This is a genomic window from Metabacillus sp. KH_069 (assembly GCF_057838075.1).
In genome coordinates this window covers 1125996-1145902 of record NZ_CM174460.1, presented here as the reverse complement: position 1 = coordinate 1145902, position 19907 = coordinate 1125996, and the positions used below count along the sequence as shown (strand labels likewise).

The following is a 19907-nucleotide window of genomic DNA, read 5'->3' as shown; positions in this document are numbered from 1 at the left end:
TTTACAAAAAACAATAAGGAGATGATCTGTGTGAAAAAACATTTACTAACTGCCGGCCTGGTAATAATGACGTTAGCTTTTACCCTCTCGCCTGCAGCACCAGATGCAAAAGCAGAATCCAGGGAACAATCGGAGTGCATAACTAAAGAGGCTCTTGCTTTAAAAGAGGGAATGAGAAGGCTCTGGATCGATCATGCGATTTGGACAAAAAGCTATATAGTCAGCTCTATTAATGGACTTGAAAATCAAAAAGAACTGCTTGCAAGACTTCTGAAAAATCAGGATGACATCGGCAATGCCATTAAGCCTTACTACGGGGAAGAAGCAGGAAACAAACTTGCGGAACTATTAAGAGATCACATTCTGATTGCAGGAAAATTAACGGCAGCTGCAAAAAGCGGCAATCAATCAGACTTTAAGAAGTTTCATGCCGAATGGTATAAGAATGCCGATGACATTGCGAAGTTCTTGAGCAGCGCCAACCCGAATTGGTCTGAAAAAGAGCTGAAGGAAGCATTATATATGCATCTGCAATTCATTACAGATGATGTAACGGCAAGACTTAAGAAGGATTGGAATGCCAGTATACTGGCATTCGATAAAGGGTTAGACCATCTGCTGATGATGGCCGATGTTCTTTCTGCAGGAATCATGAAGCAGTTTCCGGATAAGTTTTAGAGGCACGATCGAAGGCTTATCAATGTATTCTATCAGTGGAACTCGCGTTTTATCAGAATAATTCTACTTTCAGTCAGTATTAAGGGAAGACCCGCAATGGATCTTCCCTTTTTAACCATATCACTCAATATTTTTTAATTTCCTCAGAGAACGCAATACTTGCTTTTCTTCTCGCTTTCCTGATCAGAGAGCGCTCCTCTGCTGATTCGAATAAATATTTCTCCTCATCCGTTTCAGGGTAAACTCCTGGAACTTCTTTTGGCTTTCCCTGCTCATTCAGTGAAACAAACGTGATAAAGCTTGTCGCTGCGACTCTTGATTCACCGCTCACTAAATCTTCTGCCGTAACTTTCACAAATATCTCCATTGATGATCTTCCTGTGTATGTGACAAAAGATTCAAGGTGCACCGCATCAGTCGGGCGGATCGGATGCAGAAAATCAACCGAATCCATTGATGCCGTGACGCATTCTGAACGGCAATGCTTAGCAGCTGAGATAGAGGCTACAACGTCTATTGAAGCCATTAATTTCCCTCCGAACAACGTGTGATGATTGTTCGTGTCAGGCGGCAGTACACGGTTTGTTTGAAAAACTCTTGATTCTGAACAAGGTTTGCTGTTTTGTGTCTGTGTCATGGTAATCTCCTTTTTTCAACTAGCATCTATTTCTTCTGAATAATCCCAAACCCAATTCCAGTCGGATCAGTTAAATAAGCTAGATAAAAGTCATCAAACTCCATCTTATCCCTCACGATAACAGCTCCATTTGCTTTGGCAGAAGCAAGTGCATCGTCAATGGAATCTACTTCGATTTGAATCCTTGTTCCGTGAGGGTAATCCTCTGGCCCTTTACTGATTCCGCCGTTTATGCCAGCAGCAGACTCTTTTCCTGTGGTTACACCCCTATAATCCCATAGAGGTTCACTCACCGTCCAGCCAAAAACGGCTGCGTAAAAAGCTGATGATTTTTCAGGCTCAGCGCTGTTTAATTCAAAACCAACCACTCTTCCCATTTTTTATCCCGCCTCTCTTTCAGATACCCATATTCTAACATATTTCCCTCTTGCCATTTACTGATTTTAAACGTTTCAATCCTGTTACAATTCTTCAGATCGGCCGCATAAGGTTTCTTTTTCACTGAATTTCCTTTATAATGCGCACTAGATGATTTTTTTTCAAAAGAAAAATTATACTTCTAGCTTGAAGGAAGGAGATCGATTATGAAAAAAGTAATGTTACCATTAATAACCGGTCTAATGACCGTTGTTTTAGCAGCATGCGGAGGAAATGAAGAAAGCAAAGAAGCGAAAAATGATGATAAAGCAAAAACAGCAGAAACTGATCAGCAGAAAGATCAGCAAAAGCAAATGGAAGAAATGCAAAAGAAATTAGAGAAACAGCAAGTAGATGAAAAGAAAACTGTTGCTCTTGTAAATGACGAAAAAATCCTTGGCAGTGACTATAACAGCGTCCTTCAATCAACTCAGGGCCAAATGCAGCAAATGGGACAAGACCCTACTTCTAAAGAAGCTGCAGAGCAAGTGAAAAAACAAACACTGGACAGCTTAGTCGGGCAAACCCTGCTTCTTCAAGAGGCAGATAAAAAAGGCTATAAAGCATCTGATGAAGACGTAAAAAAACAGCTGGATGAAACGAAAAAACAGTTTAAAACAGAAAAAGAATTCGAAGCCGCTCTTAAAAAATCAGGCATGGACATGAAAACACTTGAAGCTCAAATTGCTGATGATATTAAATTCAGACAGTATATTGAAAAAGAAGTGCCTGCAGGCGAGATCTCAGATGAAGAAATTCAAAAAACGTATGATCAATACGCTGAACAAGGAAAAAGCAGCGGACAGGAAGTTCCAAAGCTTGAAGAAGTAAAACCTCAGATTGAACAATCTCTTCAGCAGCAAAAACAGCAGGAGAAGCTTGCTCAAAAAGTAGAAGAACTTAAGAAAAGCGCGAAGATTGACCTTAAGATTTAATAAAATGACCCCCGCTGCCGTTTGGCTGCGGGGGTTTTTTCATATAGCTCTGTTTAGCTGCTTTGTAATTTAATGTTACAAACCCTTAGTGGATTGCAGCAGAAACAATGGTTGATTCCACTTTGAAGCTGCTATTCCGGATTTTTGTCCTCATACGGTGTGGTTGATTCCACCCTGCAGCTGACATTCCGGTTTTTTGTACTCATACGATGCGGTTAATCCCACCTTGCAGCTGCTATTCTGTTTTTTTGTCCTCATACACCAAGTACGAAAGCCGAGAACATCTCCGGCAAGATCGCTGACAATATTTATAATCAAGGCTCTTTTCGTAAATATTGTTGCTATTAGACTAGATTCTTTCAACTCTAAGTGGATTGCAGTGGAAAGGAACGGGCAACATTTATAATTGAAAACAACAATCTATGCCGAAAACAACATTCATTTTAAAAACAGCTTCAATGAATCTGCTTTTCAAACAGCACATACCGATCATTATACTTCGTGATTCTCTGCAGCAAAATGGCGTTCACAATCAGAATACCGAGCGCAATTAGCATCGTAATTTGCGAGCCCACCAAAAACAACCCGCTTGCCTGCCCTGCCATCATTCCCACAACAGGCAGAATAATCAGCCCTCCAATGTTCTGTGCTTCCTGATACGTTTTGACACGCGAGGAGATAAAAACGTTCAGCAAGACCGTCATGAGAGACACCATCGGTGAAAGACACAAGATCAGCGCAAGCCAATTGGCTGACGGAAAAATCATTTGCCCAAACAGCTGATGCCCAAGTACATTAATGATCACACCGCTAAGCAAAAAGCTCAGCCAAGAAACAAGCAGGGAGGGAATAAAAGATCCAAGAATTTTGCTCACAAAGAGGGTTTTAATCGGAACAGGAGAAAAAAGCAGACTCTCAAGTGTACGCCGTTCCTTCTCCCCTACAAAACTATTGGCGGCAACAACACTGGCCGTAATAATCGGCACCAGCAAAAATAAAGACGGAAGCATATAGTTGATAAATAAAAAAACAAATTGCTGTTCGGTCGTTTCAAGAGCAAGGTCTTCACTTTTCAGCTGAGTCAGGAAACTGCTGATCATCTTCTGTGCATCATTGCCCGCAAGCTCTTCGATATCTAAAAAGAGAGCACTGCCAAGAATAGCTGCGGGTATGACCGCTGAAAATAGAATCGGAATGATAATTAGCGTAGCAAATAAGTTTTTACTGCGAAAAATATCCCATAAATCTTTTTTTATGATTGCTTTCATCATGGTCCTATTCATTATGCTTCTCCCTTACTTTAAAATAAATGGATTCCAGATCATTATTTATTATCTCAGCGGAATAGACATGATGGTTTTCTAAAATCCCCTTCAGCAAGAACGGAATATCTTCTTTTCCAGGCAGAGTGAAAATCATTTCTCCTTCTCCCCATTGTTCACAAGGAAACGCCATATATTCTTTTCCGTGAAGTTTCAGATTCGTGTTTACTTTTATCTTTATTTCTTTTAAATACTTTTTTTCAAGTTCAGCTTTTGTTCCTTGTTCAACAATGGTTTGATTCTCAATAAAAGCGAAGGAATCACAAACCGGTTCCAGCTGATGCAATACGTGAGAACAGATGATCATCGTTGTGCCGGTTTCCTCGTTGTATTTTTTCAAATAAGCGAGCACCATTTTGATGCCGTCCGGATCGAGGCCATTGGTCGGCTCATCCAGAAACAGCAATTTTGGACTGTGCAAAAGCGCCTTTGCGAGAGCAAGTCTCTTTTTCATGCCTGTACTGTAAGTTCCGGCAGGTTTATCTTTATGATCAGCCAAATCAAACAGCCGAAGCAGCTGACGAATTCTGGTTTTATCCTTGACCCCATATAGATCCGCAAAAAATGCTAAGTTTTCCTCACCGCTCAATTGATGATACAAACCTGCCCCTTCTGTAACAATGCCTGATATTTTTCTGATCTCATCTCCATTTTTCACAGGATCATGATTCAGGATCGAAATCACTCCGCTGTCCGCTTTTATAACCCCATTTAATATGCGGATAAATGTTGTTTTTCCAGCTCCATTCGGTCCTAGCAGTCCTACAATCTTCCCTTGTTCAGCTTTAAAATTCACGTTCTTCAGCACCATCTGGCTTCCGAACGTTTTTGAAACCCCCGCGACTTCAATCATCTGTTCTCAAGCTCCCTTTTTAATAGAATAATGGAATAAACAGCAGCTGCATGGAAATATGGGCAAACATGTGCGAAACAATGGCATACTCAAATCCTTTTTTCCAGTAGAGCCAGCCGAAAAAGATAGCTCCAATCCCGTTCAGCAAAAAGCAGCGGAAAATAATCAGCCCTGTAAGTTCGCCAAAAAGCAGGTTTGTAAAAGGCAAATGGGCGCCGGCAAATAAAAGTGCTGCGATGAGGATCGCTGCCCAGTAAAAGGAGCTGGTCTCTCTTTTAAAAATTTTGATAAATACCCACACGAGCAGACTGACAAAGAATAAACGCAGTATGGTTTCTTCAAAGACGCCGCCGTATAGAGCACCTGCAAATTACCCGATCCAAGAAAACTCCGGATTCATTGCTTCAATTTGAGGAATGTGCTTTTCAAAATAAAATCGATCGCCGCCGGCAATGATAAATCCGGTCACTGTACCAAGAAGGACAGCAAGAAGCAGAGGCTTTGCACGGAACCATTTCTTTGGTCCTTTCTGAACGAGTGACTGAAGAATGTCAAAAGAAAAGCCCGTTTTGCGCGCAAGTCTAAAACCAATCCATGAAAGAATAAAACTTGTAATAAATAGTTGAATCGATGTCATCAGTGAGAGAAATCCGACCGATATTTCACCAGTCATCTTCTCCAATTCACTCGATGGCAGTACAGATGTCAACGCATTCATTTGATACGGCACCAGGAGGAATCCTGCTCCGAAACAGATCACTCCAATGAGCAGTGCCAATTTCAAATCCGTTTGTTTCATACCTTTTCCCCCTATGGCTTTTTATCAGGAATCACAATCGTTGCGATGTTTCTTCCGGTCCGTTCAGGGGAAGGTTCATTTAGCATGGCGTTTTGGAGCAGTTCACCGATCCCCTTTACCAGGTCCATAAATTCTGAATCTGATAAATGAACGTTTGCTACAGCGTAACTTACTCCATCTTTTACCAAATCCGCTTCCCCATTTTGCAAATAACTCTCATACATTCCCATCAGCTGTGTTGTAAAATTCATAAAAAGTTCTAAATGTTCTTCCCTTGTTAAGTTTAAGAAGTCTTCCTGCGACTGAACGGATGGTTCATTGAGCGCATATACCTTTTCAATTGTGCCTCTAATCTGGTTTTCTTTTACCACATGAATAATCTTGGCTTCAAGAAGTTTATTAAGATGTCTGTAAAGTGTCGCCTGTGGAACATCTTTCGTCCGCTCCCCTAATTGCTGAACGGTCATCTCTTTGCCGTTCAGCAGAGATTGAACAATCTTCATTCTCACAGGATGCAAGATCAGGTTCATCTTTGATTTATTCAAATCATTTTCCTCCATTATATTCATTACTATGTTTTATTATCACTTATGATAATAATATATATTTTGATAATAATCAACTGTTTTTTTCCAAATTTTATCTTTTATTCGTCCTCTAAAACCCTTATTCTTTATAGAGGAGGAGGATGTGTTATGAACCAGATTTTCCAGCAGAGTTATGAAGACAACCCGTTTGTTGCCTTTTCAGCCGTTCACTTGTTAAGTATATTCCTGCTGTTCCTGACTTTATTGGTCCTTTTCTTATTCCGAAAAAAGCTGCTGAATGAAAGTAGAAATAGAGCAGCAAGATGGTTTCTGGCAGGGACCGGTTTAGTTTCCGAGCTCTCCTATCACCTATGGCTGACTTTAAACGGAACGTGGAATGCTGCCTACACGCTTCCGCTGGAATTGTGCAGCATCAGTCTAATCTTATGTATTGTTTTGCTGCTCACAAAAAGCAGGCGGGTATTTGAAGTTGTGTATTTTATCGGCCTTGCCGGAGCTTTCTTCGCCTTACTCACGCCTGAACTGAACTATAACTTTCCGCACCTGCGTTTTCTTCACTTTTTTATGACGCATTCGGTCATCATCTTAACCTGCTTCTTCTTTGTATGGGTTGAAAAGTACAAAGTAACCTTTAGATCTGTATTAAAAACGATGGGATATCTGAATGCAGCAGCTGCTATGATTTTCTTCATCAATCAAACGGCCGGCGGTAATTATATGTTTTTATCACGTAAACCAGTGAATCCGACTCCGCTTGATTTTTTAGGGCCTTATCCTTGGTATATCCTTTCCTTGGAAATAGCCGCTTTCTTGCTCTTTCTGCTTTTGTATATTCCTTTTTCATCAACGAAAAAGAAAACAGGCATAAGTAAGGGCGTTTAAAAAAAAGGCTGTGTTCGCATTGATTGTTGTTTTCGATTATGAATGTTGTCCGTTCCTTTCCGCTCCACTTATAGTTTTAAAGATATCTAGTCTAACAGCAAAAAAGTTCACGAACAGAAAAACAGGAAGCGCACACTATACGCTTCCTCACTTCTTTAAACATGAACATGATGTTTTATTATTGTTCCTTCCACCTTTTTCTCCATTTCTTTTTTCACAAGCAGCAGAACCGGCAGCCCGCTTAATGTGATTAGCATCAGACAGCCGAATAAGATGGACGGATCACTGACACCGTAAGAATCCAATAGCAGCCCGCCAATCCATGGACCGAGAACGTTCCCGAGCTGGGTAAAGCCCATTGCGCCAAAATATGTTCCCTTCATATCAGGATTGGAAATGGCATCGATTAGAACATCCATCATTGAAAAGAGCAGGACCTCCCCAACCGTAAAGAAGATAACAACAAGGCCGATCATCCAAATGCTTTCCACAAAAGCAAAGCTGAAAAGACTGCTGCCAACAAACAGATTTCCAAGCATAATCGATTTAATCGGAGAATAGTTTTTTGCTATTCGGACGACCGGGTACTGAATGATAAGAACAACTACCGCATTAAGCGACAGCAGAATGGAAAACGTTTTGGCCCCGTCTTTTATTTGAGGAGACATGGCGAAGTATTGCGGCAATGTAGAAGTAAGCTGTGAAAATCCTGTAATGCAAAGGATAATCCCGACTAAAGTTAACAGAAGCAGCTTATCTTTTCTCGTGACTTGAAAAGCCTCCCGAAAGGCAATACGCGCTGTTTCTACTGCTTCTCCTGCAAGTTCAGATTTCATAAATGTCAGCAGCAGCGAGATGCCATAAAGGGTATAAATTGCAGCTGCAATATAAAAGGGAAACGTCGTTTTGGCTGACCCGAAAAAGATGCCAAGTATTGGTCCGAATACAACCCCGACATTAATGGCCGCATACCTCAAATTAAAAATCAGCAGCTTATTTTTCTGATCGGTAATATCCGACAGGAGCGCTCTCGAGGTTGGTTCAAAAACCGATCTGCACACTCCGTTCAGCGCATTCATGATAAAAAATGAAAGCACACTGTCTGCCACCCCAAAACCGATAAACACAAGCACCCAAAGAAAGATGGATGTCAGCAGCACTTTTTTTCTTCCAAGTTTGTCAGATAAATAGCCGCCATAAAAGCTTGATAAGATGCCGGCGAGTGAGCTGACGGCAATAATCGTTCCTGTCATGGACGCTGAGACACTTTTTACTTGAGTTAAATAAATCGCCAGAAATGGAATGCTCATCGATGTTGCCATTCTGCCGAAAATGGTGCCGATTAAGATGTTCCACCCCAGCGGATGAATCTGTTTAAGCTGTTTCATGAATGCACCCTCCACTTAGTGATAAAAAAAAGTTTACCACAATTTCTCATTTTCCGAATCCTAAAAAGGGTGGATGAATCTCAACCTTTAGTAGGAGATTCCAGGTCTCATAGCGAATGGTAAAACGTTGAGGTTTTTAAATAATCGGCAGGAGGTTTTGTTAATGTCAGAAAGATATCCGGTAGTCGAAGGAGCAGAACCCTTTTATTTTGAAGGGAATTCAGTTGGTATCCTTGTATCACACGGATTCACAGGCTCAACGCAAAGCATGCGTCCGCTTGGTGAAGCCTACGCAAAAGCGGGGTACACAGTGTGCGGACCGCGGCTTAAAGGCCACGGAACTCACTATGAGGAAATGGAAGGAACCACTTATGAGGATTGGGCTGCTTCGGTTGAAGAAGGGTACCAATGGCTTGCAGAGCGCTGCAGGACCATTTTTGTTACAGGACTCTCAATGGGCGGCACGCTGACTCTCTATCTCGCCCAGAATCATCCTGAAATAAAAGCGATCATCCCAATAAATGCAGCGATTGATATCCCGACAATGGCAGGCGCCCAGCAAATTCAGGCAAGATATCTCGACGCGATTGGATCTGACATCAAAAACCCCGCAGTAACCGAGCTTGCCTATGAAAAAACGCCGGTTCAATCATTAAAAGAGATTAATAAACTTATGGCCATAGTGAAAACCAAGCTGGACGAGATCACATGTCCTGCGCTTATTTTTGTATCGTCAGTGGACAACGTTGTGCCGCCGGATAACTCACGGGTCATTTATGAAGAGATTTCTTCGAAGGATAAAAACCTGATCACGCTTGAAAACAGTTACCATGTCGCCACACTTGACCATGACCAGCAGCTGATCATTGACAAGACCCTGGAATTCATTGAAAAAGTACTGAATCAGACAGCAGTTTAAGCTGAAATATAACAAATGAACAATTTAAGAGCATGAAATCTCATAGATTTCATGCTCTATTTATTGCTCTTGAAGATTGCCAATCTGGAAGAACAGCAGGTAAAATTTAAAAGTACATAGAAACTGCTGCTAAAAGCGGAAAAGGAGGTTACCCTTGGCAGAAAGCAGCCTGTATTATTTGATAGAAATTTTCATCGCTGTATATTTGTTTATTAAAGCACCGCTTTATAACAAAAATAAATGGCTATGGGCCATTTTAGGGTTTTTCTTTGGAATTATCACACTATGCATCTTCTTTATTAGAACAGACCGGAAAAAGCTCGGTTGGATTCTCCTCATTGTCATCCTGGTTTCAGGATTAATAGGAATATTATTGATAGTTGGCTTCTTTTATTTTTTCGCCATGTTAAAAGGATAGGAGTTCAGATGCTAGCATTGTCTGAGCTTTTTTCTTCTCTACAATCCGCCTTTGTTTACCATCACTTTAAATGTTACGCCGCCTTTATCAAACCTCGCAGCCTCCACAAACCCTGCTTTCTGATAAACGCGTGCAGCCCTTTTGTTAAAAGAAGCAACGGTCAAACGAAGCGGCATGTTCGGAAATCCGATCCGGACATGATAAACAATATAGGAAAAGAATTCACTACCCGCTCCTTTACCCGTCAAATGAGGATTCATTCCCAGTCCAATATCAATCATATCTTCTAAATAGACTTCCTGCATGGGCCCATCTGGAACTTGAGCCGGTTTTCCCAGACAAAAAAAGCCCATCAATCTCCCCTTATCATCGACGACCGCATAATAAGAGTTTGAAAGCATTCCAATTATATTTCCTTCTGTAAGCACCATGTTATAAAAATCATAGGGCGGCTCATAGGTCCACTTCAGAATGTCAGCAGCCATTTTTCTATTCATCTTTTTTATTAATAAGTGCATACGCTAAAGTTTCCTTTTCTTCAACTCTTCTCTTATATCCTTTAAGACTTCATTTCTTTCTTTTGTTAATTTAAGAAAATAGATGATTGCAAAGATTCCAAGGAAAATAGTTCCTGCATAAAGCAAAAGCGGCACTAGCATCAGCAGGGCAGAGTCCATTCAATCAGCTCCTTTCATTCTATCCGCATACAGTTTTAAAGTTTAACTGTGTTCAAACAGGGAAAACCGTCCTTTATAAACAGAAATACCTGTTAATCATTCTTATCAAAGCGAGGTTATGAAAATGTCTAACATTGAAAATAAAGTTGTGATTTTAACAGGAGCTTCAAGCGGAATCGGGGAAGCTACTGCAAAAGAGCTTTCTGCCAAAGGAGCCAAGCTTGTTCTTGCTGCAAGACGCGAAGACCGTCTTCAGAGTCTTCAGGAAGAACTGCAGGCAAATGGCGGAAAAGCCATCTATAAAGTAACGGACGTAACATCTCATTCTGAAATGGAGGAGCTTGCTCAATATGCCCATGCAGAATTCGGTCAAATAGATGTGATCATCAACAACGCCGGCATTATGCCGCTGTCACTCTTAAACAACCGAAAAGTCGATGAATGGGATAAAATGATCGACGTCAATATTAAAGGTGTTCTTTATGGCATCTCGGCCGTTCTCCCATATATGAGAGAACGAAAGCAAGGCCATGTCATCAACATTTCTTCTGTTGCAGGACATGCCATTGCACCAGGCAGCTCCGTCTACAGCTCAACAAAATTTGCCGTGCGCGCCATCACAGAAGGACTGAGAATGGAAGAATCAACAAACAGCAACATCCGCGCTACCATCATTTCACCTGGGGCGGTAACATCAGAATTAACAGAATCCATTACTGATCAGGATGTAAAATCAGGAATTGAAGATGTCTACAAAGGCGCCATCAGCGCAGACAGCATCGCACGCACCATTAGTTTTGCTATCGAACAGCCGGAAGACGTAGCGATAAACGAGATAATAGTGAGGCCTACTTCTCAGGAATGGTGATAAGAAAAGTAGAATCGCCCGTTTAGCTCCGACAGACAGATAAGGATCCGACAGTGAAGGCGCTTTTTGCCTTTGCTGTCGGATCCGTTCTGGCCGAGGAGCTGGGTGATGGAGCTGGACACCAAGAAAAGCGGAACCGACTGTTCAGACCCGACAGACAGATAAGGGTCCGGCTGAAAAGGCGCTTTTTGCCTTTACAGATGGAGCCGTTCTGGCCGAGGGGCTAGGAGGTGGAGCTAGACACCAAGAAAAGCGGAACCGACTGTTCAGACCTGACAGACAGGTAGGTATTTAGCCAAAAAGCCACTGTCTGAAACAGTAAAGGCTACCCTGAAAAAGCTGTGTCCACACGTGACACAGCTTTTTTTAGTTTCATATATATGTACCTTCATTCCGCTTTTATCGAATACTAGTTCGCTGGTTAGACTAGAGCTGAAAATTCCTTCGCTTCCAAATAGCGTTCTTTAAGGATTTTTCGGTGATGAAGCTCATGACCGGCAATGATGCATGCTATTGCACGTACTGTTACATCCACTTGATTTGCCGTTCCACGTCTTAGCCAGTCTTTTTCTTTTAAGCTCTTAAGCAAGAGCAGTGTCCCCTCCCGGACAACGAACAGATTCTGAAGGAGGTCTTCCATCTTCTCCCCATTAAAATCCGCCTGATTTACATATGTATTTTCATCAAAGCCTGGCAGCTGCACTTCATCTCCCCTTGCAATAGATAAAAGACGGTATGCCATAATTCTTTCCGTATCCACAACATGGCCGATTACTTCTTTTATGCTCCATTTTCCTTCTGCGTACTTGAATTCTCCTTGTGTCTCGGAAAGATCGTTAAGCAAATGGAGAGTATCCTTCACTTGCTCCTTTAATATTTGTTCAAGATTGCCTTCAGGTATCATGCTGATATAACCTTCATAATACGGTGCATATTCATTTTGTTCCGGGCGTTTGTTCATGCTCCTCATCCTTTATTGAATATTTTCTCTCTTTAAACTCTTAATTTACGTCCAGTTACCGTCCAACAGCCTTTCTTTCAAATAGATTAAAAGGCTAAAAACTTTTTGATCTATCATGCCTATTTGTTCAGAAAAATCCCATAAGATAATCTTTGATGTTTCCTTATTCACTTTAAATGGCATTAATTCCTCCGCATCAGCGAAAAAAATCGGATTGTATTTTACTTTTCCTGTACTCTTTTTTCTCTTTTTCAGCAATCCAGCAAATTCCAGCTGCGGTACATATTGTCCTGTTTCCTCAAATAACTCTCTTATCGCGCATTCTTTCGGAGATTCTCCGCTCTTCCTTCTCCCGCCGGGAAGCTCCCACTGCTTTCTCTTTTTACTGAAACAAAGCAGGAATTTACCCCTGCATCTTAAAATAACAAAAGATCCTGTCAATGGCTGAAATGAAACCAGCTCAGATTCATCTACGATTAAAAAATCCACAATTTCCGATCCGCTTCTGATGGTCCTTTCCTCCCTGCATTCTGTAAACAGAATCATGCTTGGTCATTTGATATGAGTATGCTCTGCTTTTCATATCTGACACCATTCATCTATAAAATGATGAAAAGTACCTAAAGGCAAACAGGCGTCATCAAATGAAATGATAACGCCCTCCGGGAAGAAATGCTCTTATTTATTTCTGCAGCACATAATAATCCTGCACATGAAACGACCTGAATCCGCATGATTCATATAGTTTAAGAGCATGAGCATTTTTTGCCTCAACCTCAAGGAAGATCGGATACCCTGCTTCATTTTCCTTAGCAATGACTTTCTGCAAAGCATTTCTGCCGATTCCTCTGCCCTGATAATCAGGCAGTACCGCAAAGCCGTAGATCCAGGCTTCCCCGCCCGTATGAGAAACACGCATTTTCCCGACTGCTTTGTTTTCAAATTCAATGATGATAAACTCCTGATCATCTTCCCTTTTCAAGGAATGATTGTAATCGGATGCATCTTGTTCCAAATAGCCAAAGCAGCTTACATCCAGCTGAATTTCAAGTTCACGATCAGCAGGTTCAGATTTTCTTAGAGTAACTCGGCGGTCCTCACCTGGAGACTCGTTTTCGGTCCATTTCATTTGGTATTCAGAGAAACCATATTCACACGAGATGGTTTTTAGAAAATCCTTTGCAGCAGGAGACTTTGCAGGAGCATTTAAAAGAACTTCCCTGAACTGTCTTTCTATGCAAGCTGACAAAACCTGCTTTATAAGCTTAGTGAAAATTCCTTTTCTTCTGTACTCTGGTTTGACCATACCGCACAGTTCTGCTTTTTTTCCAAAGCTGTATATTCCCAAAAATGCCGCAAGCTTTCCATCTTCATAATGAAGAAAATCATTCTTTTCATTTTCAGAACGATTTTTAAGCATATCCCAGTTCAGTTTTAATTGTATTTGATCGAACGCTTCGCATTCATGCTGAAGCACCTCAATCTCGTTTAGCTTTATCTCAGTTAACATCTTGTTCCTCCAGAACCTATAAAGTTTGAAGCATCAAAGTATTATTCTTTAAGACAAATCGAAAATCCTTTTAAAAATACAAAATAGAAGGAAAACGGGGTATTGAAACGAATAAACCTTGTAAAGGAGTGATTTTTTCATGGAACAAACTATTATGCAGCACATGGAGATTGTGAGAGGTATTACAGAAAACACACTCAGCAGAATACCTGAGGAAAGAGCGGACCTCATTCCTGCAGGTTACAACAATAACATCCGCTGGAACTTTGGCCATATTGCCTACATACAGGAAAAGCTTGTATTCGAACTCTCTGGCGCGGAATCAGGAGTTCCGGGGAATTATAAGGAGCTGTTCAGCGCTGGCACTAAACCTTCTGATTGGAAGGGCACACCGCCCTCATTTGCTGAGATTTCAGAAGTGCTGAATCATCAAAAGGATAGATTAAAAGAATACATTCCCGGACACTTTCATCAAAAGCTAAAAGAACCATTTACCAACCGGGCAGGCATCACGTTTCACACTGTAGGAGAGACATTTTTATTCAGCTTTTATCATGAAGCCATGCATATTGAAACAATTAAGCGGATCTACCGGGCGGTAAAATCATGATAAAGAAGGGCTTTTCAATAAAGCTCTAATATGAAGCATATAAAAGAATGATTTTTTCTGCCTGTTTTTTCTGTGAAATATTTCATGCTGTCAGTCCCAGTAGTACTGCCATTTTTGACGGTTCAAAGCTTAAAAAGTGGCGTCAATTCCAATAGTGCTGCCACTTTTGACGATTCAAATTTTAAAAAGTGGCGTCAGTCCCAATAGTGCTGCCACTTTTGACGATTGAAAGCTTTAAAAGTGGCGTCAATTCCAATAGTGCTGCCACTTTTGACGATTCAAAGCTTAAAAAGTGGCGTCAATCCCAATAGTGCTTCAACTTTTGATGGGTCAAGGCCCCAAAAGAAGAGGCTGGGACGTAACGATCATCTCCTCAATGAAAGCCGAACATTGAATAGTGCGAAAACCATTAAAAGAAAGGGCTATTTCCGCATAGATTGTTGTTTTTCATGATAAATGTTGTCCGTTCCTTTACGCTCCAGGAACTTGCTTTCCGCGGGGAGCATGGGAGCCTCCTCGGCGTTGCCTGTGGGGTCTCCCAATTTGCTCTATTTCCCGCAGGAGTCAAGTTCCTTCCGCTGCAATCCACTTTAAGGTTTCTAACATTTAGTCCTGTAGCAACAAAATTTATGAAGAGAGCCAAAGAAAAAATCCGAACTAAAACGAAATTCAAGTTGGAATTTCACATAATAGTTCGGATTATTCTTTGAATAAAAACCTTTTGTCCCAGCCTCTTTTTCGCACTTACGAACTTCACATCGTTTCGTCTGCCCATTTTTTGCCCCACACTTGCATGGCATGGAGGACTTTTTGGAAGTCCGCTCCCTTTTCGGAAAGGGAATATTCCACCGTAACAGGGACGGTAGCAAAAACTTCCCTCGTGAGCATTCCGTTGTGTTCAAGGCTTCTCAATGTATCTGTAAGAGCCTTTGAACTTACGTTTGGAAGTGACTTTTGCAGTTCAGAGAATCGTTTCTTCTTATGAACCCACAGCTGAGTCAATACTAAAAATGACCATTTCCCTCCAATTATGCTTATGGTATTTTCAATAATCGGGATACATGAACCTTCTGCTGCCGATTTGATCTCTTCATTCTCCATGGATTTGACCGCCTTAAGTAAAAGTAAGCAGGTTACTTACAGGTAACCTGCTTTATTCTAATTGGTTATCTAATAAAAAAGTGCCTTCTTCTTATTTTATTTTAGCAGGAGTATAATAGCAATTATCGTTCACATCATAGAAAAAAGGCGGGATATTATGAAAATTTTAAATGACTACTTTTATTTGTTCGATCAAGCAGGACAAGACCCTAAAGCGATGGACGAGCTGCTGAGCTTATTTTCACCGAAAGTCGAAATCGTCTTAAATGGAGCAAAACAAATTGGCTTTGAAAACTTCATTAAGGCTTTCTATTCAAACAACGCGGAAGTCAAACACATGTTTGATAAATGGGTGCTCAATGATCAGAGCGGATATTACGAAACGAACTGGGCTGTCTATGGAAAAACGATTCAAGGGAAAGTCTATGCCTTATCCGGCATTGATCGTGCCAAACTGAATGAGGAAGGGAAAATTGTCTACCTGGAAAATATCCCATCAGATAAAACCATTTTTAACAAGTACTCCTAATCAAGCTGGCAATTGCCGGCTTTTTTGCAATTATAATTTCAAAAAAAAGACTTTTCCAGCCAAAACAAAAAACCTCAATCCAGTGTTCTCCACTTTATCAAGGTTTGCAGCGATTTATTTGAACCATCCCTTTTCCTTCGATTGGGAAATGGCCTCTATTCGGTTTTTTACTTCGAGCTTTTCAAAAATGGTTGAGATGTAGTTCCGGACGGTTCCAGCTTTTATGCTAAGTTCTTCGGCTATTTCTTTTGTGTTCATGCCGTCTGCGACGAGCTCCAGCACTTCTTTTTCCCGTTCCGTTAAGGGATTTTCTTCACTGTACACATCATCCATGAGTTCCGGTGCATAGATTCGTCTGCCTTCCATTACGCTGCGGATAGAGCTTGCAAGCTCCTCGCTCGGGCTGTCTTTTAATAAGTAGGCACTTACGCCGGCTTTTACCGCACGCTGAAAGTATCCAGAACGTGAGAACGTTGTTAAGATAATCACTTTACAGCCTTCTGCTTTTAGCTGTTCGGCTGCTTCGAGTCCATTCATGCCAGGCATTTCAATGTCAGTGATGCATACATCCGGTTTGAATTTTTTCACAAGGGCAACAGCTTCTTCCCCGTTATGAGCCTTCCCTACAACTTCCATATCATCTTCCAAATTCAGCAGTGATCCTAATGCGCCCAAAAGCATTTGCTGATCCTCTGCAATCACGATTCGGATCATATGAGATCCTCCTTATCTTTTTGTTTTACATCATTCGGTACTTTTATGATGAGCGTGGTTCCTTTTTCCGACCTGATCTCGAGACTTCCATTTACAAACTCCAGGCGTTCTTTCATGCCGTTCAGCCCGTTGCCTTTTGTAAAATCACCCTCAGTAATACTGCCGATTCCATTATCACGGACCGTCATCACGATTCCGTCCCAAGTCTGTTCAACCCGGAAATAACAGGTTTTTGCCTTGCTGTGCCTCACAACATTGTTTACCGCTTCTTTTAAACACATGCTCAATATATTTTCAGTAAGCAAGGAAACATTAGAAAGTGCCGCATCCTGCTCAAGGACAAACTCGATTTCCGCTGCTTTTAAAATCTGTCTGACGCGGACCATTTCTTCTTTAAGCCTGATGCCCCGCATTTGCGAGACCATTTTTCTCACTTCGTTTAAGGCTGTTCTTGCTGTAGCCTGAACATCCTTTAATTCCTCGCGTGCTTTTTCAGGATCTTTATAAATTAATTTTCTGGCCAAATCACTTTTCAGACCAATCAGCGATAACTTTTGTCCTAACGTATCATGCAGATCACGGGCAATTCTCTGACGCTCTTCAAGCTTTACAAACTCCGAGATTTTCTTGTTGGCATCTTCAAGCTTTTCTTCAAGCTGTCCCCTCTCCTTCTTATTATAGATATTAAAGGGAAGAAGAATGACACTGATGCACGTGATAATAATAAATGGGAGCTGCTCTAAAAAAGATGCTTCCTGAAAAATGATACTGAAATTAATAGCAGCCGTGGTCACGACTAAATGGATGACATAAAGGGTAAGAAAAGCGATCCGGTCCCTCACATTTCCAATCAGGTATGCAATATAAAACGCAAAGTAGATATAAGTGTATAAATACATCGATGTAAAGGAAATACCGATTAACAGACACGTCCATAAATAGACCGGCCATCCCTTTGAAATAAAAGCAAACCTGAAAATAATGAAAAATAAAATCGTTAAAGATATTCCAATAATGATTTCAGCCGTTGAGGAGGATTGAAGAATAAAATAAAATGGCAGAATGCTGAGTACGGCCCATATATAAGGAGAAATTCCGTTATTAAAATATCGTTTAAACATGATGGAAACTCCTTTTTTACTAACTATTTTATCATAATAAAACACATGCAGCCTATTAAGACTGCATGTATTTTCCAATTATTCTTATACTTGATGGCTGCTTCTCATTTTAGAAAGAGCTCTTATTTCTTTATAACCCACAAACTTTTTGCTTCTTTCATCCCATAGACGGAATTTCAGCGACTGCAAGCTAGTTGCAAGTGTAATCGTCGGAATGTTTTGAAGAGGCGCTGTGTTATTGTGTGCTTCTTCCAGACGGTAGTTCGGCACCCTCGGGCTCAAGTGATGAACATGATGATAGCCGATATTGCCTGTAAGCCATTGAAGCGGCTTTGGAAGTTTATAGAATGAACTTCCTTCTACAGCTGCTTTTACATAATCCCAGTTTTCATCTTCTTCAAAATAAGAATCCTCAAATGTATGCTGTACATAGAAAAGCCATACACCCATAGATCCGGAGATTAAGAAAATTGGGGCCTGTACTAAAAGAAACGCTTCCCATCCAATTGTGAGACACAGAGCAGCCGCTGCTGCAGCAATTAATGCATTCGTAAGGTAAGTGTTCATTTTCTCGCCTTTTTTTGCACCTTTTTTATTAAAACGGTTCTTGAAAAGAAAAACGTAGGTTGGTCCAATTCCGAACATCACAAGCGGATTGCGGTATAAACGGTACGCAATTCTGCGCCACATCGGCTCTGCCAAATATTCATCAACTGTCAGAACCCAAATATCGCCTGTTCCGCGTTTATCTAAATTACTGCTTGTTGCATGATGGATTGAGTGATCATGCTGCCATTGGCTGTAAGGAAACAGGGTTAAAACACCTGTTATTGTACCAATGATTTTATTTGCTTTTCGGTTCTTAAAGAATGAGTGATGACAGCAATCATGAAAAATAATGAAAATTCTTGTTAAAAATCCGGCAGCAAGGACAGCGAATCCAAGCGTCAGGAAGTATGAAATCGACAGACTCTGATACGCAAGCGCCCAAAGGATAAAGAAGGGCCCTAAGGTATTGACTATCTGCATAATGCTTGCTTTCGTATTTGCTTTTTCATATGGAGCTACTTGTTTTCGTAAGTTTCTTTGCAATTCTTTGCTCATAGTTTTTGATTCCCTTCGTAATAAGGTAATTCAAATTATAGACGCTTTCCATTCCGCTGTGCAGACATAGGTGTCATGTTAGATACATGATAAATGTCATATAGGGAATGGAGATGATTTCCACATTCATTTTCTGCAGGTTGAAAATATTCTATACGTGTTTTTTCAGATTAAAAAAATCGTTTCTATTTTAAGAAGGAAATGAGGTTTATATGGAGAATTGAATAAATGAACAGTACGTATGTTCTTGTAAATTAAAATCGGATGGGAGCTAATCACATGTATTTAACTGTACAAAGCTTTATCAGCGACTACAAAAATGAAGCAGCTGTCACACAAAAATTGCTGAATTCATTAACAGATGCTTCATTAAAGCAAGAAATTGCACCCGGGCACCGCTCTCTTGGTGAACTGGCATGGCATTTAGTGCCTACTGGAGGTATGCTTGAACCAATGGGTGTTAAGATTCAGGCTCCTGCAAACAATGAAGTCCCTGCTGCAGCAGCAGAAATTGCGGAGCAGTACCGCGTCACGGTTCAATCGCTTCTGGATGGCATAAGTGATTGGGATGATGAGAAAATGCAGGAAACAAAAGAAGTGTTTGGTTTTCAGTGGAAAAACGGGATGACATTATCTCTTTTCGTTAAACATGAAATCCACCATCGCGGACAGCTGACTGTATTAATGCGTCAGGCAGGACTTCCAGTAACCGGCGCTTATGGACCTTCAAAAGAAGAATGGTCTGATATGGGAGCTCCGACGTCTTAAGAACAAAGCGCAGGCGCCACGACCCGCTCCGACAGGCAGATAAGAATCCGACAGAAAAGTCCGGTTAAGACTTTTTTGTCGGATTTGTTCTGACCGAGGATCTAGGCGCTGGAGCTGGACGTAGATAACCTAATTTTATTATCCGCAA

General features: G+C 41.0%; 25 protein-coding genes and 1 pseudogene. 9 read left to right on the top strand and 17 right to left on the bottom strand.

The features are described 5' to 3' along the window. Nucleotides 1-30: 30 nt before the first annotated feature. A complete protein-coding gene (locus tag AC3ISE_RS05765) occupies nucleotides 31-678 on the top strand; it encodes a glycosyltransferase (protein ID WP_489223410.1) in 648 nt (215 codons plus the stop codon). Nucleotides 679-802: 124 nt separating this feature from the next. On the opposite strand, the gene AC3ISE_RS05760 is transcribed toward AC3ISE_RS05765, so the two are convergent. Both AC3ISE_RS05760 and AC3ISE_RS05755 read right to left on the bottom strand, forming a co-directional pair. Then, on the bottom strand, nucleotides 803-1315 hold the full coding sequence (locus tag AC3ISE_RS05760) for an acyl-CoA thioesterase (protein WP_489223409.1): 513 nt from the start codon (nucleotides 1313-1315) through the stop codon (nucleotides 803-805). Nucleotides 1316-1341: 26 nt separating this feature from the next. Beyond that, nucleotides 1342-1692 (bottom strand): VOC family protein, encoded by a 351-nt coding sequence (locus tag AC3ISE_RS05755; RefSeq protein ID WP_489223408.1) that lies wholly within the window; start codon nucleotides 1690-1692, stop codon nucleotides 1342-1344. A gap of 207 nt (nucleotides 1693-1899) precedes the next feature. Here AC3ISE_RS05755 and AC3ISE_RS05750 point away from each other — a divergent pair, with 207 nt between their 5' ends. Then, nucleotides 1900-2667: a SurA N-terminal domain-containing protein gene (locus AC3ISE_RS05750; protein WP_489223407.1), complete on the top strand. Its 768-nt coding sequence runs from the start codon at nucleotides 1900-1902 to the stop codon at nucleotides 2665-2667. A gap of 455 nt (nucleotides 2668-3122) precedes the next feature. On the opposite strand, the gene AC3ISE_RS05745 is transcribed toward AC3ISE_RS05750, so the two are convergent. From AC3ISE_RS05745 to AC3ISE_RS05725, 5 genes and pseudogenes are all read right to left on the bottom strand, one after another. Further along, nucleotides 3123-3950 carry an ABC transporter permease subunit gene (locus AC3ISE_RS05745; RefSeq protein ID WP_489223406.1) on the bottom strand — a complete coding sequence of 276 codons (828 nt, stop codon included), beginning with the start codon at nucleotides 3948-3950 and terminating at the stop codon, nucleotides 3123-3125. After that, the gene (locus AC3ISE_RS05740; RefSeq protein ID WP_489223405.1) at nucleotides 3943-4842 is read right to left on the bottom strand and encodes an ABC transporter ATP-binding protein; all 900 of its coding nucleotides are present in this window, start codon (nucleotides 4840-4842) and stop codon (nucleotides 3943-3945) included. Before AC3ISE_RS05740 ends, AC3ISE_RS05745 begins: the two co-directional genes overlap by 8 nt. Nucleotides 4843-4861: 19 nt before the next feature. Further along, nucleotides 4862-5194 (bottom strand): annotated as a pseudogene (locus AC3ISE_RS05735) (CPBP family glutamic-type intramembrane protease); the annotation flags it as partial. Between the two features lie 18 nt (nucleotides 5195-5212). Further along, nucleotides 5213-5641, bottom strand: a complete 429-nt coding sequence (locus tag AC3ISE_RS05730; protein WP_489223404.1) for a hypothetical protein — start codon at nucleotides 5639-5641, stop codon at nucleotides 5213-5215. Nucleotides 5642-5652: 11 nt separating this feature from the next. Next, nucleotides 5653-6186 carry a helix-turn-helix domain-containing protein gene (locus tag AC3ISE_RS05725; protein WP_489223403.1) on the bottom strand — a complete coding sequence of 178 codons (534 nt, stop codon included), beginning with the start codon at nucleotides 6184-6186 and terminating at the stop codon, nucleotides 5653-5655. 150 nt (nucleotides 6187-6336) lie between these two features. Between AC3ISE_RS05725 and AC3ISE_RS05720 the strand changes: the two genes are divergently transcribed. Continuing rightward, the gene (locus AC3ISE_RS05720; protein WP_489223402.1) at nucleotides 6337-7071 is read left to right on the top strand and encodes a YwaF family protein; all 735 of its coding nucleotides are present in this window, start codon (nucleotides 6337-6339) and stop codon (nucleotides 7069-7071) included. Nucleotides 7072-7226: 155 nt separating this feature from the next. On the opposite strand, the gene AC3ISE_RS05715 is transcribed toward AC3ISE_RS05720, so the two are convergent. Then, entirely contained in the window at nucleotides 7227-8459 is a 1233-nt protein-coding gene (locus AC3ISE_RS05715) for an MDR family MFS transporter (protein WP_489223401.1), read from the bottom strand. Between the two features lie 163 nt (nucleotides 8460-8622). Between AC3ISE_RS05715 and AC3ISE_RS05710 the strand changes: the two genes are divergently transcribed. Further along, nucleotides 8623-9378: an alpha/beta hydrolase gene (locus AC3ISE_RS05710; RefSeq protein ID WP_489223400.1), complete on the top strand. Its 756-nt coding sequence runs from the start codon at nucleotides 8623-8625 to the stop codon at nucleotides 9376-9378. Nucleotides 9379-9532: 154 nt separating this feature from the next. Continuing rightward, on the top strand, nucleotides 9533-9796 hold the full coding sequence (locus tag AC3ISE_RS05705; protein ID WP_489223399.1) for a hypothetical protein: 264 nt from the start codon (nucleotides 9533-9535) through the stop codon (nucleotides 9794-9796). A gap of 38 nt (nucleotides 9797-9834) precedes the next feature. Here the strand turns inward: AC3ISE_RS05705 and AC3ISE_RS05700 are convergent, their stop codons facing one another. Together AC3ISE_RS05700 and AC3ISE_RS05695 are read right to left on the bottom strand one after the other, a co-directional pair. Next, complete coding sequence (locus tag AC3ISE_RS05700) at nucleotides 9835-10314, bottom strand: GNAT family N-acetyltransferase (protein WP_489223398.1); 480 nt, start codon at nucleotides 10312-10314, stop codon at nucleotides 9835-9837. Between the two features lie 3 nt (nucleotides 10315-10317). Continuing rightward, nucleotides 10318-10473 (bottom strand): hypothetical protein, encoded by a 156-nt coding sequence (locus tag AC3ISE_RS05695; protein ID WP_165970924.1) that lies wholly within the window; start codon nucleotides 10471-10473, stop codon nucleotides 10318-10320. Between the two features lie 124 nt (nucleotides 10474-10597). Here AC3ISE_RS05695 and AC3ISE_RS05690 point away from each other — a divergent pair, with 124 nt between their 5' ends. Then, nucleotides 10598-11341 (top strand): SDR family oxidoreductase, encoded by a 744-nt coding sequence (locus AC3ISE_RS05690; protein WP_489223397.1) that lies wholly within the window; start codon nucleotides 10598-10600, stop codon nucleotides 11339-11341. A 421-nt stretch (nucleotides 11342-11762) separates the two neighbouring features. On the opposite strand, the gene AC3ISE_RS05685 is transcribed toward AC3ISE_RS05690, so the two are convergent. From AC3ISE_RS05685 to AC3ISE_RS05675, 3 genes are all read right to left on the bottom strand, one after another. Further along, nucleotides 11763-12302: a DinB family protein gene (locus AC3ISE_RS05685; protein ID WP_489223396.1), complete on the bottom strand. Its 540-nt coding sequence runs from the start codon at nucleotides 12300-12302 to the stop codon at nucleotides 11763-11765. 45 nt (nucleotides 12303-12347) lie between these two features. Beyond that, nucleotides 12348-12791 (bottom strand): NUDIX domain-containing protein, encoded by a 444-nt coding sequence (locus AC3ISE_RS05680; protein WP_489223395.1) that lies wholly within the window; start codon nucleotides 12789-12791, stop codon nucleotides 12348-12350. 193 nt (nucleotides 12792-12984) lie between these two features. Continuing rightward, the gene (locus tag AC3ISE_RS05675) at nucleotides 12985-13812 is read right to left on the bottom strand and encodes a GNAT family N-acetyltransferase (RefSeq protein WP_489223394.1); all 828 of its coding nucleotides are present in this window, start codon (nucleotides 13810-13812) and stop codon (nucleotides 12985-12987) included. A 139-nt stretch (nucleotides 13813-13951) separates the two neighbouring features. Here AC3ISE_RS05675 and AC3ISE_RS05670 point away from each other — a divergent pair, with 139 nt between their 5' ends. After that, nucleotides 13952-14422 carry a DinB family protein gene (locus AC3ISE_RS05670; protein WP_489223393.1) on the top strand — a complete coding sequence of 157 codons (471 nt, stop codon included), beginning with the start codon at nucleotides 13952-13954 and terminating at the stop codon, nucleotides 14420-14422. Nucleotides 14423-15175: 753 nt separating this feature from the next. Here the strand turns inward: AC3ISE_RS05670 and AC3ISE_RS05665 are convergent. Further along, a complete protein-coding gene (locus AC3ISE_RS05665) occupies nucleotides 15176-15523 on the bottom strand; it encodes a winged helix-turn-helix transcriptional regulator (protein WP_489223392.1) in 348 nt (115 codons plus the stop codon). Nucleotides 15524-15680: 157 nt separating this feature from the next. Here AC3ISE_RS05665 and AC3ISE_RS05660 point away from each other — a divergent pair, with 157 nt between their 5' ends. After that, nucleotides 15681-16052 (top strand): nuclear transport factor 2 family protein, encoded by a 372-nt coding sequence (locus tag AC3ISE_RS05660; RefSeq protein WP_489223391.1) that lies wholly within the window; start codon nucleotides 15681-15683, stop codon nucleotides 16050-16052. Between the two features lie 114 nt (nucleotides 16053-16166). Here the strand turns inward: AC3ISE_RS05660 and AC3ISE_RS05655 are convergent, their stop codons facing one another. The 3 genes from AC3ISE_RS05655 to desA all read right to left on the bottom strand — a co-directional run bounded on the left by AC3ISE_RS05655 (nucleotide 16167) and on the right by desA (nucleotide 18991). Then, nucleotides 16167-16766 carry a response regulator transcription factor gene (locus AC3ISE_RS05655; protein ID WP_489223390.1) on the bottom strand — a complete coding sequence of 200 codons (600 nt, stop codon included), beginning with the start codon at nucleotides 16764-16766 and terminating at the stop codon, nucleotides 16167-16169. Then, nucleotides 16763-17887, bottom strand: a complete 1125-nt coding sequence (locus AC3ISE_RS05650; RefSeq protein WP_489223389.1) for a sensor histidine kinase — start codon at nucleotides 17885-17887, stop codon at nucleotides 16763-16765. The genes AC3ISE_RS05655 and AC3ISE_RS05650 overlap by 4 nt, the downstream gene beginning before the upstream one ends. A gap of 84 nt (nucleotides 17888-17971) precedes the next feature. Next, nucleotides 17972-18991 carry a Delta(5) desaturase DesA gene (desA, locus tag AC3ISE_RS05645; protein WP_070874982.1) on the bottom strand — a complete coding sequence of 340 codons (1020 nt, stop codon included), beginning with the start codon at nucleotides 18989-18991 and terminating at the stop codon, nucleotides 17972-17974. A gap of 279 nt (nucleotides 18992-19270) precedes the next feature. Between desA and AC3ISE_RS05640 the strand changes: the two genes are divergently transcribed. Further along, nucleotides 19271-19759 (top strand): DinB family protein, encoded by a 489-nt coding sequence (locus AC3ISE_RS05640; protein WP_489223388.1) that lies wholly within the window; start codon nucleotides 19271-19273, stop codon nucleotides 19757-19759. Nucleotides 19760-19907 lie beyond the last annotated feature (148 nt).

Bases quoted from the DNA above. Each gene is read 5' to 3' on its own strand.
- AC3ISE_RS05690 (WP_489223397.1), top strand. From the start codon at position 10,598: ATGTCTAACATTGAAAATAAAGTTGTGATTTTAACAGGAGCTTCAAGC.
- AC3ISE_RS05685 (WP_489223396.1), bottom strand. From the start codon at position 12,302: ATGAACAAACGCCCGGAACAAAATGAATATGCACCGTATTATGAAGGT.
- desA (WP_070874982.1), bottom strand. From the start codon at position 18,991: ATGAGCAAAGAATTGCAAAGAAACTTACGAAAACAAGTAGCTCCATAT.
- AC3ISE_RS05755 (WP_489223408.1), bottom strand. From the start codon at position 1,692: ATGGGAAGAGTGGTTGGTTTTGAATTAAACAGCGCTGAGCCTGAAAAA.
- AC3ISE_RS05640 (WP_489223388.1), top strand. From the start codon at position 19,271: ATGTATTTAACTGTACAAAGCTTTATCAGCGACTACAAAAATGAAGCA.
- AC3ISE_RS05745 (WP_489223406.1), bottom strand. From the start codon at position 3,950: ATGAATAGGACCATGATGAAAGCAATCATAAAAAAAGATTTATGGGAT.
- AC3ISE_RS05665 (WP_489223392.1), bottom strand. From the start codon at position 15,523: ATGGAGAATGAAGAGATCAAATCGGCAGCAGAAGGTTCATGTATCCCG.
- AC3ISE_RS05740 (WP_489223405.1), bottom strand. From the start codon at position 4,842: ATGATTGAAGTCGCGGGGGTTTCAAAAACGTTCGGAAGCCAGATGGTG.
- AC3ISE_RS05730 (WP_489223404.1), bottom strand. From the start codon at position 5,641: ATGAAACAAACGGATTTGAAATTGGCACTGCTCATTGGAGTGATCTGT.
- AC3ISE_RS05675 (WP_489223394.1), bottom strand. From the start codon at position 13,812: ATGTTAACTGAGATAAAGCTAAACGAGATTGAGGTGCTTCAGCATGAA.
- AC3ISE_RS05750 (WP_489223407.1), top strand. From the start codon at position 1,900: ATGAAAAAAGTAATGTTACCATTAATAACCGGTCTAATGACCGTTGTT.
- AC3ISE_RS05650 (WP_489223389.1), bottom strand. From the start codon at position 17,887: ATGTTTAAACGATATTTTAATAACGGAATTTCTCCTTATATATGGGCC.
- AC3ISE_RS05695 (WP_165970924.1), bottom strand. From the start codon at position 10,473: ATGGACTCTGCCCTGCTGATGCTAGTGCCGCTTTTGCTTTATGCAGGA.
- AC3ISE_RS05760 (WP_489223409.1), bottom strand. From the start codon at position 1,315: ATGACACAGACACAAAACAGCAAACCTTGTTCAGAATCAAGAGTTTTT.
- AC3ISE_RS05670 (WP_489223393.1), top strand. From the start codon at position 13,952: ATGGAACAAACTATTATGCAGCACATGGAGATTGTGAGAGGTATTACA.
- AC3ISE_RS05710 (WP_489223400.1), top strand. From the start codon at position 8,623: ATGTCAGAAAGATATCCGGTAGTCGAAGGAGCAGAACCCTTTTATTTT.
- AC3ISE_RS05720 (WP_489223402.1), top strand. From the start codon at position 6,337: ATGAACCAGATTTTCCAGCAGAGTTATGAAGACAACCCGTTTGTTGCC.
- AC3ISE_RS05700 (WP_489223398.1), bottom strand. From the start codon at position 10,314: ATGCACTTATTAATAAAAAAGATGAATAGAAAAATGGCTGCTGACATT.
- AC3ISE_RS05655 (WP_489223390.1), bottom strand. From the start codon at position 16,766: ATGATCCGAATCGTGATTGCAGAGGATCAGCAAATGCTTTTGGGCGCA.
- AC3ISE_RS05660 (WP_489223391.1), top strand. From the start codon at position 15,681: ATGAAAATTTTAAATGACTACTTTTATTTGTTCGATCAAGCAGGACAA.
- AC3ISE_RS05715 (WP_489223401.1), bottom strand. From the start codon at position 8,459: ATGAAACAGCTTAAACAGATTCATCCGCTGGGGTGGAACATCTTAATC.